The 13432-nt window shown below is 67.3% G+C and carries 13 protein-coding genes; 7 read left to right on the forward strand and 6 right to left on the reverse strand.

Going from position 1 to position 13432, the window contains the following annotated elements; genetic code table 11:
- The first annotated feature begins 88 nt into the window (after positions 1 to 88).
- From LUX31_RS17670 to LUX31_RS17700, 7 genes are all read left to right on the forward strand, one after another.
- The gene (locus LUX31_RS17670) at positions 89 to 505 is read left to right on the forward strand and encodes a hypothetical protein (RefSeq protein WP_235475744.1); all 417 of its coding nucleotides are present in this window, start codon (positions 89 to 91) and stop codon (positions 503 to 505) included.
- Positions 505 to 960: a hypothetical protein gene (locus LUX31_RS17675; RefSeq protein ID WP_235475745.1), complete on the forward strand. Its 456-nt coding sequence runs from the start codon at positions 505 to 507 to the stop codon at positions 958 to 960. The genes LUX31_RS17670 and LUX31_RS17675 overlap by 1 nt, the downstream gene beginning before the upstream one ends.
- Complete coding sequence (locus tag LUX31_RS17680; protein ID WP_443045974.1) at positions 957 to 1193, forward strand: DUF7848 domain-containing protein; 237 nt, start codon at positions 957 to 959, stop codon at positions 1191 to 1193. The genes LUX31_RS17675 and LUX31_RS17680 overlap by 4 nt, the downstream gene beginning before the upstream one ends.
- 293 nt (positions 1194 to 1486) lie before the next feature.
- Complete coding sequence (locus LUX31_RS17685; RefSeq protein WP_235475746.1) at positions 1487 to 1630, forward strand: hypothetical protein; 144 nt, start codon at positions 1487 to 1489, stop codon at positions 1628 to 1630.
- A 16-nt stretch (positions 1631 to 1646) separates the two neighbouring features.
- Positions 1647 to 2840, forward strand: a complete 1194-nt coding sequence (locus tag LUX31_RS17690; RefSeq protein WP_235475747.1) for a cupin domain-containing protein — start codon at positions 1647 to 1649, stop codon at positions 2838 to 2840.
- Positions 2837 to 3745, forward strand: coding sequence for an aldo/keto reductase (locus tag LUX31_RS17695; protein ID WP_235475748.1), 909 nt, complete (start codon positions 2837 to 2839; stop codon positions 3743 to 3745). The genes LUX31_RS17690 and LUX31_RS17695 overlap by 4 nt, the downstream gene beginning before the upstream one ends.
- A 19-nt stretch (positions 3746 to 3764) precedes the next feature.
- A complete protein-coding gene (locus LUX31_RS17700) occupies positions 3765 to 4550 on the forward strand; it encodes a phosphotransferase (protein ID WP_235475749.1) in 786 nt (261 codons plus the stop codon).
- Between the two features lie 171 nt (positions 4551 to 4721).
- Here the strand turns inward: LUX31_RS17700 and LUX31_RS17705 are convergent, their stop codons facing one another.
- From LUX31_RS17705 to LUX31_RS17730, 6 genes are all read right to left on the reverse strand, one after another.
- The gene (locus LUX31_RS17705; protein ID WP_235475750.1) at positions 4722 to 6488 is read right to left on the reverse strand and encodes a serine/threonine-protein kinase; all 1767 of its coding nucleotides are present in this window, start codon (positions 6486 to 6488) and stop codon (positions 4722 to 4724) included.
- Between the two features lie 88 nt (positions 6489 to 6576).
- Positions 6577 to 8481: a P-loop ATPase, Sll1717 family gene (locus LUX31_RS17710; RefSeq protein WP_235475751.1), complete on the reverse strand. Its 1905-nt coding sequence runs from the start codon at positions 8479 to 8481 to the stop codon at positions 6577 to 6579.
- Positions 8482 to 9014: 533 nt separating this feature from the next.
- Positions 9015 to 9665 (reverse strand): LysE family translocator, encoded by a 651-nt coding sequence (locus LUX31_RS17715; protein ID WP_235475752.1) that lies wholly within the window; start codon positions 9663 to 9665, stop codon positions 9015 to 9017.
- Between the two features lie 256 nt (positions 9666 to 9921).
- On the reverse strand, positions 9922 to 10398 hold the full coding sequence (locus LUX31_RS17720) for a DUF3459 domain-containing protein (protein ID WP_235475753.1): 477 nt from the start codon (positions 10396 to 10398) through the stop codon (positions 9922 to 9924).
- Between the two features lie 71 nt (positions 10399 to 10469).
- Positions 10470 to 10763: a putative quinol monooxygenase gene (locus LUX31_RS17725; protein WP_235475754.1), complete on the reverse strand. Its 294-nt coding sequence runs from the start codon at positions 10761 to 10763 to the stop codon at positions 10470 to 10472.
- Between the two features lie 41 nt (positions 10764 to 10804).
- Positions 10805 to 13333, reverse strand: coding sequence for a GH32 C-terminal domain-containing protein (locus LUX31_RS17730; protein ID WP_328285667.1), 2529 nt, complete (start codon positions 13331 to 13333; stop codon positions 10805 to 10807).
- Positions 13334 to 13432: the final 99 nt, after the last annotated feature.

The following is a 13432-nucleotide window of genomic DNA, read 5'->3' on the forward strand; positions in this document are numbered from 1 at the left end:
CCCTCTGTGACGGCGCAGGGCGAGAAGTGCAACGGAAGTACAACAGCAGGTCATTTCGAGGCCGTTCGCGCCGGCCGACGCTATGGGCATGGACGAGGAACTCATCACGGAACGCCGCCCAGTCACCGGCCCACACGTCTTCGGCTACATACGCCACGTCACCGGTGGACGGGCCCGACACGCGGCGTTGGTCGACTGCCTCACCGAGTACTGCCGGCGGCACGAACTGACCCTGTGCGGTGTCTTCACCGACCGCGAGGCGACTGTGACCGTCCGCTCCCCCGCCTTCGTCGGCCTCCTCGACGCCCTGGAACTCCCCGACACCTACGGCACCGTGATCCCCGTCCTCAGCCACCTCGGCCCCAAGCGCACCGCCAACGAGCGGAAGCGGCGGATAACCGCGACCAGCACCCGTCTGATCGTGGTCCGTTCCACCAGAGCGACCACTGGTCCCTCGCTTTCGCTCGGCGCGAGTTCCAACCTCCAACGGCAAGGAGGCACGTGATGTTCCTACGCGAAGCGCTGCGGAGCGCCCTCATGGTCAACGATGTGCCCGGACTGCGCCTGCTCCAAGTCGGCGTCGGCTGGGACCTCGTACGGACCCCCGCGGACATCGGCCTCCTGGCCCTGGCTCACCTCCGCGCCACTGGCGCAATGATCGGCCCCGTGCTGTACGACAAGCCCAACGAACGCCTCTACTACGCGATCAGGACCGGCACCCTCGGCAGTTGGGACGACCTGCCCGTTCGGCATCTCTCCAGCAACTCTTGGCTGGTGGCCCCTGGCCTTGAGCTGATGGACGACTGGTTCGGCGGCTGGTGCGAACTGCCCGACGACAACACCCTCACGGACGTCGACACCCTCCGCGCCGCACTGTCCCATCCGTACGTCCTCGCCGGCCAGGAGGAGCCCTCCGGCGCCTGTCGCAGACAGACCGAGTTCGAAGAGGCAGGCCGGTGAATACCCGCGCAGTCATCTGCCACATGGAGTGGACCATCCAGCCCGACCGGGAGCCGGATGCGGAGCCGACCACGTACGCGATGCAATGCGCCGTCTGCGGCGAAACCTCCCGACCCAGCATCGACTTCGCCGAACCGCAGGACTGGGTGTTCGGGCACGGCGGCCGCAACCCGTCGCACCACACCTACCGGGAGATCATCACCCGGCCATGGCGGGCCTGGTGGAAGCCGTGACAGGCCGTGCCGTGAGTCGACTGGCGCGCTACACGGCCCGCTTCCGATCGTGCTAATCGCCGCCTCATGCGGCTTCGTGATCGGCGTTGCGGTCTCCACCGCCCCAGCCGGCCCTTGAATTCCCGTCCCTGCCGGACGTGACCGATCGAGAGGTTCCCCCACCCGAGAAGCCCCGGCAGGGGCGGGTCGTAAGCCCCCGCCCCGGGCGCATCAACCGCCCGAGCCCTGGACAGGTCAAGCGCCGTCCGGGGCGGGTCCGCAATGCCGTTTCATCCCGAACCCCAGGAGGATCAATGCCGAACGAGAGCACCACCCCGGCGACCGGACAGGCCCAGGCCGGGCTGATCAAGGCACGTCGCCGCATCCAGGCCGCCCGCGAGCGGGGCGTCACCCCGTCCGACGGCGGCAGCACCGGCCGTACCGACGGCAACGACTGATCCAGGAGGAGAAGCGTTGTCGCCGCTGAATCTGGCGGCTCACCTGGGCCAGGACGAGTTCCTGGCCCAGGTGCTCCACCGCCGCTACCGCCACATCCCTGCCGCCATCCCACACCCAGGTGAGCTGATCACCTGGGACGACGTCAACACCATCCTGGCGACCCACCGCCTGGAGCCGCCCCGCTTCCGCCTCTCTGCGAACGGGGAGATGCTGCCCGCCCACCGCTACACCGCTCCCGTTACCACCCGCCGCCACACCGTCTGGCAGCGCGTGCACCCCGCCGAACTGCACGCCCGACTCGCCGAGGGCGCCTCCCTCGTCATCGACGCCGTCGACGAACTCCACCCACCTATCGGCCGCGCCGCCATGGAACTGGAGCAGTGGCTGCGCACCGGCGTGCAGACCAACCTGTATGCGTCGTTCACCGCGCGCGAGGGCTTCGGCGTGCACTGGGACGACCACGACGTCGTCGTCATCCAGATCGACGGCACCAAACGCTGGAAGCTGTACGGCCCCACCCGCACCGCCCCCATGTACAAGGACACCGACGAACCCGAACCGCCGCCGGAGGAACCGGTCGCGGAACTGGTCCTGCGCCCAGGGGACATGCTCTATCTCCCTCGCGGCTGGTGGCACTCGGTGGCCGCCTCCGAAGGCGAGCACTCCCTGCACCTCACCTTCGGCATCCAGGCCACCACCGGCGCCCAGCTACTGTCCTGGCTCGCCGACGACCTGCGCCGCCACGATGTTCTGCGCGAGGACCTGCCCGTGCACGCGACCGCCGCTCAGCAGGCCGCCTACCTGGAACGGCTACGCAAGGAAGTCACCGCCGCGCTGGAAGACCCGGATCTCATCGGCCGGTACACAGCGATGCGCGACGGCACCGACCTCACCCGCCTGCAGCCGGGCCTCCCCCACATCGCCGGCGTCCCTGCGGACCCGGACGTCCGCGTCAGGCTGACCACCGCCCGTGCCCACCTGGAGCACGCAGCCAACGGGGACGGCTTGGTGTTCCGGGCCTGCGACAACGAGTGGGAGATGGCGGAGGAGGCCATGCCGCTGCTCCAGAGCCTGGTGTCCGCCGCACCCGGCGCGGTGTCCCTCGGCGAGCTGGCAGCAGCCGCTGGAATCTCCGTCGCGGACGTGGCAGCCGTCGTCTTCGAGCTGATGGACGGCCAAGCGATCACGGTAGAAGGAGATGAGCGATGACAACGGCCTCTCTCGGGCTGGGCACCCACCGCGTCCGCCCCTCCGCGCTGACCGAGGCCGTCGCCCGCGCGGCTGCCGACCCCGCTACCGCGTGGATCGATACCGCGCCCAACTACCTGAACGGGCAGGCCCAGCCGCTGCTCGCTCCGGCTCTTGCTCTGCTGCCCATCCAGGTCTCCACCAAGGTCGGATTCCTGACCGAAAAGGCAGCCAAGGATGCCGTCTCTGACGGAGCCCTTACTGTCCAAGACGCTGAACGTGGACACTGCCTCAGCGCCTCGTACGTCCACTGGCAGTGCGCCCGCAACCGCATCGAACTCGGCCGCGACCACTTGGACCTCGTCTTCACCCACAACCCCGAGCGGGCCACAGGCGACCCGTACGAAGCCCTGCGCGACGCCTTCACTGCCCTCGAAGCGGAAGCAGCAGCCGGAACCCTCACGTCATACGGCGTCGCTACCTGGGACGGCTTCGACACCGGCGCCCTGAGCATCCCCGCCCTGCGCCAGCTGGCCATCGAAGTCGCCGGCACGGAGCAGCACCACCTGCGAGCCATCCAACTGCCCGTATCCCTCGTCACCGCCACCGCATTCGCCCAGGCCCTGGACGGAGATGGTCCCATCGCTCAGGCAGCCGAACTCGGATGGCAGGTGTACGCCTCAGCACCCCTGTTCGGCGGGAAACTTCCCCACCTGGCCACACCCGAACTCACCGCACTCCTCAGCCCGGAATTCACCGTCCCCCAGGCATGCCTCCTCGCCACGGCCTCCTGCCCGGGAGTGACGCGGATTCTGCTCTCCACCTCCACCCCGGCACACTGGACCGAGGCACAAACGGCTCTGCGAAGCCCGGCCATCCCAGTCCCCACGCTGCGAAAGGTGCTGGATGTACTCGCCGCCGACTGACCCCGCCGACCAGCACCGTATGCGTCGGACATTCACGCAGTCTGCTCAGACGCTGGGCACCACGACCACCGGTCCAGAAGTCTGGGGCTGGCACGGACGCACCCTCAGCAGCCGCGTCCAGCACCCGGACCGAGGCGCCTGCTGGCTGCGGCTCCTCTCCACACCGCAGGACAAAGCCGCAGGAAAGATCTGGGACGGCAATCTCCAGGCCGCCGCCCTGTTCGACGGATGCGTCCACAAACCACTGCTCTACGACACCACGGAAGCGAGAAGCGACGGCTACGCCTACCTGGCGGAGCTGCACCAGTACGTCGCCGAACCTGTCTTCTCCCCCAGCCCCGTCATGCGCCTGGACCCGGATCCGCCGACCGCATGGTGGGACTCGCTCCGCACCGACCTGGAGTACGTGAGCACAGTTCCTACGGATCGAGTGGCCGTACGGCAAGAGTGGGTGGACCGCAGCGTCCCGCGCTACCTCGACATGCCCAGCCCCCGGATCACGGACTGGGCGACGGCCCACGGAGACCTGCACACCGCCAACCTCACCGGCACCACCCCTTACCTCCTCGACTGGGAGGGTTTCGGCCTGGCGCCGACCGGCTACGACGCAGCCATCCTGCTGGCCTACTCGCTGCTCACCCCCGGCTTCGCACAGTGTGTCCGGGACGCCTTTCCCGTGCTTAAGGCGGAGGCCGGACGCGTCGCACAGATCATCGTTGTCACCGAGTTGCTGCAATCGGCTTCGCGCGGGGACCATCCCGAACTCGTCCCCGCTCTTTGTACCCTGGCCGGAGAACTGACCTGAGGGGGCCGTGGCCGTTTCTCAGGGGACAGGACGAAAACCGAAGCCAACGCGGACAAAGCTCGTAGACAAAAGCCTCACCACCCTGATCCCCGAAACGGCAGCAAACCCCGAACGTCCAACTCGTAATCAATTAGGAAATCTGACAGCAGGTTGCTTGCACCTACGCCTTCATCACACCTGTGGCGAATACAGCTCCTCGATACGCTTTGCCAGCGTGTCGATGCGAGACATCGCGCTGTCTCGGTCGGAGACGAGCTTGGAAATGCGTTCGTCCACCTGCGCGCGATCGTAGCCCCGTCGCACGAGCTCGAAGTCGGAGGGCGATCTGATCCTGCTGGCCCGCCGGGCTCGTGCGTTGGCGTCGGCGATGATGTCTGCGGCTCGGCGTCGCGCTTCCACAGCCTGGCCGTTGTCCCGCTCAGCACCCATCGACGCGACGTGCAGATTCCTGATCAGCTCTTCCAGCGTGGTCACGTGGGCCAGTGCACTGCCGCGGTCGGAGGTGAGATTGGAAATACACTCGTCCACCTGCGCGCGATCGTAGCCCCGGCGCACGAGCTCGAAACCGTAAGACGAGATATCCGTGCCATGGCTGACGACGCTGCTACGAGCTGTGCGCTCACGCTCGACTTTGATGCGGATCTGGAGAGCCTCTGCATCGGCGGCGGCGACGATATCTGCGGCCTGCAGACGGGCGTTCTCCATGATCCGCTGAGCCTGGCGCTCGGCATCAGTGTGCATCTCCTCGATCCCCAGGCGGAGTCGCTCAGCGCGGTACTCGGTCTCGGCCAACTGCTGCTCAGCCTTGGCCTGCCGGACTACGAGGTCGCGATCGGTTTGTTCAGCCTGCTTGCGGCGTTTGGCGAGGTGAGCCTCGAACTCGGAGGCCGCTTCCGCGGCTTTGGTACGGGTCTCGTTGAAGTAAACGTCAGCTTCCGCGAAGAGGGCGTCGGCCTCCTCCAACTTGGACGCACTGTCCTTCTGGGTACGCAGCCAGACCTGCCAAGACTTCTTCAGAACCCGTGCGGCCAGGGAGTCGGTATGCCCCAGCTCGACGACGTCCAGCAGATTGCCGCCCGGCAGCCGGGTGGCATGATCGATTAACACCGTGCTCAGGGCGTCGTGAACGGCGGCTGCGTCCGACGGGCGATCATCCGGTCGTTTGGCGAGCAGGCTCATGATGAGGTCGTTTAGCGGCCCGGGCAGGCCCTCGACATGAGTACCTGGCTCGGTTGGCGTTTCATCCAGATGCATGCGGAGCACGGCCATCGGGTGGTGGCCGTCAAACGGTGGGCGACCCGTCACTGTGTCGTAGAGGAGGCATCCCAACGAGTAGAGATCGCTGCGGCGATCGATCTCCCGAACACCTTCGGCCTGTTCCGGAGACATGTACGGCGGGGAGCCCAGCACGGCACCTGTAGCGGTGAGGGCATGGACGCTTACGGTGTCGCCTATAAACTTTGCGACACCGAAGTCAAGAACTTTGATCCTCCCCTCGGGCGTAAGAAGGACGTTGGCCGGTTTGATGTCCCGATGGACGATGTCCTGAAGATGCGCGGCGTGTAGCGCCTGAGCAATCTGTGTAGCCCACGCGACAGCCATCGGCCAGGGTGGCGTCGACTGCTTCAGCCGCTGGCGAAGGGAGATACCGGGAACGAGTTCCATCACGAGGTAGAGCGTCTGATGCCCCCTAACCGGAACCTCACCAAAGTCATGAACGGTGACGATGTTCTGGTGGGAAAGGCACCCCGCCAACTGCACTTCGCGCTGGAATCTGGCTTGCGTTTCCGCCTCGCCAATGCGGGGCACCGCATGTACGAGTTTGACCGCCACCTCACGCCGCATGCGCTCGTCCTGCGCGGACCAGACCTCACCCATGCCACCCGCGCCAAGGCGGTCCTTGATCCGATAGCGCTCAGCGAGCAGTACGCCCTGCATCCCTGCCCTCCCCGGTTGGCGGATTGCCATCGTGGCGCTACGGTCGTGCCCCGAATTCCTTCACTCGTATCACTCCTCCACCCACAGTTCAGGTTCCCCCCGAGTCACCCGAGCTCCCAAAGGACCCACCCGCCAGGCGGCGAAGTCGCCGCGCCTCTTCCTCCATGCGATGCGCGACGCCGCCGGCGCCCGCGATGTCGTCCAGTCCGCTGGCGTGGAGTTGCGCGGCAAGAGCATTGAAGTAGTGAGCGGTAGCGAGGAGATGGTCCTCCACATCCGTGGCGCCAATACTCGCCGAGAGGCTGTTCGCGTCGTCCAGCACGCGGGTGATCTGCTCCATGATCTCGTCCCGGGCGTCCTGCGCCAGCCCCAGCGCCCGGCCAACCTGGGCAAGGATTGAGTGGCAGGACCGGCCGGCCTCGCGCAGCAGCCGGTCGTCGCGGTTGAAGGAACTCGCCGCCAGTGCATCCGCGTGGATGTACCCCGAGGCGATACGGGCCTGCGCCAACTGCGGCTCATAGCGGCGCAGGTCGATCGCGCTGGTGGCACCGAGCGCCTCGCGGAAGCAGGGGTGGACCTGGAACTCCGTCTCGTGCGGCTGCACCGGCAGCTCATCGCCACCTGCGAACACGACGTCGTTGCCACGACGCACTCCGAGGAAGCCCACCCCGTACAAAATGTCGACAACCCCGGACAGAGTCAGCACGTCGGCGTACGCGGGGAATAGCCGATGGAGCGTCTCGACGGCCGCCTCGAAGCGGCTGGCGAGCACAGGACGGGTGACCACGTATCCGCTGTTCTGAAAGAGAGGGAAGAGGTGTTTGAGGAAGGGGTGCGCGACCAGGTACTCCAACGTGAGGTCCTTCAGCTTCCACGCGGAGAACTGCCGACTGGCTTGGAGGACGTCCGCCTCCGTGATCCGGTCCCTGCCATGGATCAGCCAGGCGGTCTCCTGGCAGAGGTTGAGGAACTGGATGGCATCCCGGGGCCGAAGCAGACAGCGGCTGAACAGGTACGTCGCCGTCTCCTCATCCCGGATGGTCGGCGGGAAGATCTCCCGCCAAAGCTCCTCGATGCTCAAGTCCTCTTCGGCAGAGGCCCGCGCGCGGGCCAGAGCGAGGTCTCTCAGGGCCTGTTCCGTCCAGGTGATGCGTAGTTCGTCGCCGTGGAACTTATCGCCCTCGCCAAAGGACAGCGAGTCGTAGATGTCGGAACGCAGGAATAGCAGGAACCGCACGAACCGCCCGTAGAGGCTTGCCGCGTGCTTCGCCGCCAGTAGCAGGCCGATCACCATGGAATTGCTGTCAGGCTCCGCCGACCACACCTGCTCCAGCTGATCGACCATCAACAGCAGCGGCCCGTGCGCGGCGTCGCACCCGAGATCGGCGACGGCCTTGGCCACGCCCTGCTCCACCACCTCCAACTGGCGGGCGGCCCGTGCGCCCTCCGACGGCGACTGCGCGAGATCCACGCCAGCCTTGATGCCGAACGCCTCCAGGGCGAGGGAGGTCTGCAGTCCCTTCGCCCCCTGTGCCAGCCGGTCTCCAAGCCGTTCGCCCGGCAGTTCGTCATTCTGCTTAAGGAAGCGAACCAGCGCCTTGACTGAGTCAGGTCTCCTACCGTGCGCGTCCTTGGCGTGGGCCACAACGTGGCGGGCCGCATGTACGGCAAAAACGTACCGCCAGATCAACGCCTTTGCCGAATCTCCGGGCAGCCCCTGCAGCTCGAACCGCCGGATCTCCTCCCCCGCCGTCTCGTCCGGGGTGACCAGGATCTTGCCGGTGGTGTGCGCGCTGTCCGCCATCAACTGCATGCAGATGGCGCTCTTTCCGGCGCCCTTACGGCCAATGATCAGCATCTTGCGTCCGCTCACCGCCGCGCGGTACGCGGCGTTGGGCAGAAACCCACCGCGTAACAGCAACCCTTCCGTTACGTCTCGTTCGGCATCCTCGCGCCCGAAGTGCAGGTCCGCGAGCACCGAGCCGTCGGCCATCCGTCCCCCTGTTGTCATCCCATCGACCTTGCATGGGTCTGCAGTTCACACCGTATCCGTACGGGCCGAGATGGGGGTCAAGAACTCAGTGCACCAGAATGCGCCCTGGGCCGTGGAGAACCACCGAGCAGAAGCGGTAACACCGCCTCTCGTGCGACCGCTGCCCGGAGCCCGTCCTTTTCCTCGGGCTATCGACGTCCGTGCGCAGCGACATACTGATCTGAGATAAGTGCGCTGACTGCAGGACCTCCGGGTACAGCCGTCCGCGAGGGCACATCCAGGGCACATGAACCTGGGAAACGGCGTTGACCCATGAGAACTACGGAGAGGAGTTTCCCCAGTTCAACGCACTTTCCCTACGAAACCCCAGGTCAGCCCCCTCCCCCTCTCATTCGCTGCATGAGTGGCAGGACTTCAGCCATCGGTTGCATGAGGCGGGGCATCAGCCGTACTGCCTTGTGTGGCCGTGAGCCGGGGGTTCGTGAGCAGGTAGTGGGCGGGGTCTTCGGACCTCGCCCTTTTCCATGCCGCCTCTACGTCGTCACCCGGTCATCCAGCGCCAGGCGTACGGCGAAGGTCGCGATGACGGTGCCGGTCACCCGGTCCAGGGTCCGGCGGACGCGGGCTCTGCGGAGCCAGGTGCCCAGGGCGGACACGGAGACGATGAGGACGCTGCACCAGAGGACGGCGACGACGATGTGTACGGCGGTCAGCAGCAGGCCCGTCGAGAAGTGCGGGGCGCCGGCGGGGATGAACTGGGGCAGGACCGCGACGTAGAAGACGCCCATCTTGGGGTTGAGGAGGTTGGTCAGGGTTCCCTGGCGCCAGCCGCCGGCCAGGGTGTCGTCGTCGCCGGTCACGGCTTCGTCGGGGGTGGTGTCCGTGAGGTGGCCGTGGAAGGTGGCGTGGATCATGCGTACGGCCATCCACAGCAGGTAGGCCGCGCCGGCCCAGCGCAGGATCTCGTACAGGATGTGGGACGCGGTCACCAGGGCGGTCACACCGAGCGAGGTCAGCGCGCCCCAGACGAGCGTGCCGGTCTGGATCCCCAGCACCACCCCCCAGGCACGGGTGCGCCGGCCGACGGCCGCGGTGCGCAGGATGACCGCCGTGTCCAGGCCGGGGGTGACGACGAGAAGCCCGACGACCAGGGCGAAGGACCACAGCGCGGTGCTCATTGTCATGCGGGACCGCCTCGGGGCTCTGTGGACGACTCGGAGTCCGGCGGTTGTGGATGCTGCCATGTGTTGGTTACGGGCGGATATCAGCCGTGGTGTACGGCCCTCGGTTGTCTGGCGTCGCTCGGCCGAGGCCAGACAGCCGGTCGAACCGGTCGAACCGGTCGCCCATGATTCCAAGGACCAGGGCCCGTCCGGTCAGCGGGGATGGGACCGGACAGGCCCTGGCGTATGGGGCGGCGCGGGACGCGTCGGGTGGTGGTCAGTCCAGTAGGAGGGCTGTCGTGTTCGGGGGCAGCATCCCCGTATTGGTCAGAGGGCCCGACGTGAGGAGAGGGCTCCAGGCCTCGGGCAGTGGCATCGGACGGTCGGAGAGGTTGACCGCGCACAGGAGGCCGGTGCCGCGTTCGAAGAGGAGGGTGTCGGGTGGGCTGTCCAGCCAGCGGAGCTGCTCGCCTCGGAGGTTGGGGTTGGTGCGGCGCAGGCGTAGGGCGGAGCGGTAGAGGTGGAGCATGGAGGTGGGGTCGGCCTGGTTGGCCGCTGCGGTGTACGACTTCCAGTCCTGGGGCTGGGGCAGCCAGGGGGTCGTGGACCCGACTGTGCTGAAGCCGAAGTGGGGGGTGTCGGCGGTCCAGGGGAGAGGGACTCGGCAGCCGTCGCGGCCTCGGACGGTGTGGCCGGAGCGTTCCCAGGTGGGGTCCTGGAGGGCCGACTCGGTCGCCGGACCGGACAGCGGCATGACGATGCGCCGGTACCGGGCCCGCGGCGCAGGCCCGGCCGGCGTCAGTCACCGGATCGGGCGGGGTCGGGTCAGGTCACCGGATCGAGGAACTTCAGCACCGAGGCGTCCTCCTCGATCAGCGGGGTGAGGACGGCGTTGAACGGGCCGCCGTACGGTGCCTTCAAGTGCGCCTGGAAGGCGTCCTCGTCGCGGTACACCTCGAAGATCCAGAAGGCGCGCGGGGCGGCTGCCTTGGTGTAGACGTCGAAGGCGAGGTTGCCTTCCTCCTCGCGGACCTTCAGGGCGTAGTCGCCGATCAGGCGGGCGACCTCGTCCTCGGCGCCCTCGCGGGCGGTGAACTCGGCGAGCAGGGTTTTCTTCACGGGCTTGTGTCCTTGTCCGTCGCAGGCGTCGGTCGTGGGTGTCAGTTGTGCGCGGAGTCGAGGTGCCAGACCTCGGCCTCGTCCAGCGTCACCGAGCCGTTCTCGGCGAAGACCTGCACTCCCTGGCTGGCGGGGTCGGGGAAGATCTGGTCGGTGATGACGGCCTCGCCGTTGCCGCCGAAGACCTCGACGGAGGACCAGTCGACGAGGATCCGCAGCTTGACCTTGCCGTTCTCGGCCTTCAGGGGTGCGGTCTGGACGCCGGGGAAGGTGCTGTTGAAGTCGACGGCGCCGGAGTGGGTGCGGTCGACGTACAGCTCCTGGGTCGTGGTGTCGTAGCCGATGACGGTCTCCTCGCCGTCGGCGCCGGTGCGCACCTTCAGGCCGAAGCGGGCGGCGTCGTCGAGGGAGAAGGTCACCTCGATGTCGAGCGACTTGCCCTCGGCCTCGGGGCCGATCAGGGTCTGCGTGGTGCTGTCGACGGTGACACCGGACGCTGTCGCCGGGGGCTCCGCCCGGAGGGACTCCAGGCTGCTCACCGGCTCGCTGGTCAGCCGGATCCGGCCGTCGACCGTACGCAGGGCCATCTCCCGGGGGACGCTCTGCGCGCCGCGCCAGGGGGAGGTGGGGACGGCTCCGCCGTAGTCCCAGTTGTTCATCCAGCCGATCATGTACCGCTTGCCGTCGGGCGCGTCCTCCCAGGACACCGCCGCGTAGTAGTCCTTGCCGTAGTCGGCCCAGTCGGCGCGCTGTACGACGGACTTGGCGGCGGTGTCGGCTTCGGTGAACCGGTCGGCGAGGACGTGGCCCCAGTCGGCGTTGTTCATGTCGACGAGCTGGATCCGCGCCTGCTTGCCCGCGTAGGGGCGCAGGTCGAAGGAGGCCCAGTCCAGGGTCTCGCTGTTGGAGCCGGTGGCGCTCCGGACGACCTCGCCGTCGACGATCAGGTTGACGGACGTCTCCTGGGTGGCGGGCTGGGCCTGGGTGTCGGAGAGCGTGATGTGGTCGACGTTGAGGTGACCCCAGCCGCCGGTGTTGTCGTCGACGATCCTGATCTGCGCCTGCTCGCCGGCGAGGTCCTTGACGTCCCAGGAGGCCCAGTCGAGTGCTTCGTTGTCCTGTCCGGTGGTGCTGCGGACCACCTGGCCGTCGACGAGCAGTTCGATCGCGGTCGGGTTGCCGGAGCCGACGGGGTGGTAGCCGCCACCCACAAGGAAGTTGACGTAGTCCTTGTCGACGGTGAACTCGGGCGAGGTGAGCGTGCCGGTGGTGGTGTCGCCGTTCAGGTAGGAGTTGACCAGGCCCTTGCCCAGGAAGCCGGAGACCTCCTGCTGGTTGGGGAGGGTGCCGGTGGCCGGTGCGGTGCCGAAGGCGTTCCCGGTCGTCATCCAGTTGCCGTAGGTGCCGCCCTCGAAGTCGGCGAGGACCGTGCCGTCCGCGTGCGGATGCCGGCCGCCGCCGACCTTGAAGTTCAGGTACTTGCTGTCGACGGTGAAGGAGGGCGAGGTCAGGGTGCCGGTGGTGCCGTCGCCCGAGTGGAAGCTGTTGGCGAGGCCCTTGCCCTCGAAGCCGGAGACCGCCTGCTGGCCGTCCAACGCCCCGGCGGCCGGCGCCTGGCCGAACGCGCTGCCCGTGGTCGTCCACGAGCCGAAGTCCGTGCCCTCGAAGTCCTGCACCACCGTGCCGGTGGGCGGGACGTACGTGCCCTTGTCCTCGGCGGTGAACTTCGTGCCGTCGAAGTCGCCGACGAAGTACTGGGCGGCCGAACCGCCCGCGATACCACCGGGGTTGATGTTGACGACCAGGACCCACTTGATGTTGTTCGTGTCCCCGTCGACCGCGAGGGGGAACAGATCCGGGCACTCCCACACCCCGCCCGTCGCGCCCGCCGGACCGAACTCGCTCTGCAGGTTCCAGTCCTTGAGGTTCTTCGACGAGTAGAACCGCACCTTGTGATCGGCGGACATCGACACCGTCATCAGCCAGCTGTTCGTCGGCGCGTACCACTGGACCTTCGGGTCGCGGAAGTCCTTGGAGCCGATGTCGAGGACGGGATTGCCCTGGTACTTCGTCCAGGTACGGCCGCGGTCGGTGCTGTAGGCGAGCGACTGGGCCTGGATGCCCGTCGTTTTGTTGTGGCTGGTGTAGATCGCCACCATGGCCGGGTTCTCCGTCGTGCCGAAGCCGGTGGTGTTGTCCCGGTCGACGACCGCGCTGCCGGAGAACACCATCTCGTTGTCGTCGTGCGAGAGGGCGAGCGGCAGTTCCGTCCAGTGCACGAGGTCCGTGCTGACCGCGTGGCCCCAGGACATGTCGCCCCAGGAGTTGCCGTTCGGGTTGTACTGGTAGAAGAGGTGGTACTCGCCCTCGTAGTACACAAGGCCGTTGGGGTCGTTCATCCAGTTCTTCTCCGGCGTGAAGTGGAACTGGGGCCGGTAGGTCTCGGAGTACGGCGAGGCGTCGGCGGCCACGGCCTGGGGGGCGAGCGGGGCGGCGGACAGGGCGCAGACCGTCACCACCGCCGCGATCATCCGTATGCGGGCATGCCGGGATACATGTGCAGCGCTCATGGGCTCTCCTGTACTGCGGCCGTCCGGGCAGCGAAGCCTGCCGCCCGGCGCGGATCCGGCCGCTGAAGTAGCGCCTCGCTGGTGCCGTCGTCCCACGGC

This window comes from Streptomyces sp. GQFP, assembly GCF_021545335.1.
Classification (GTDB): domain Bacteria; phylum Actinomycetota; class Actinomycetes; order Streptomycetales; family Streptomycetaceae; genus Streptomyces.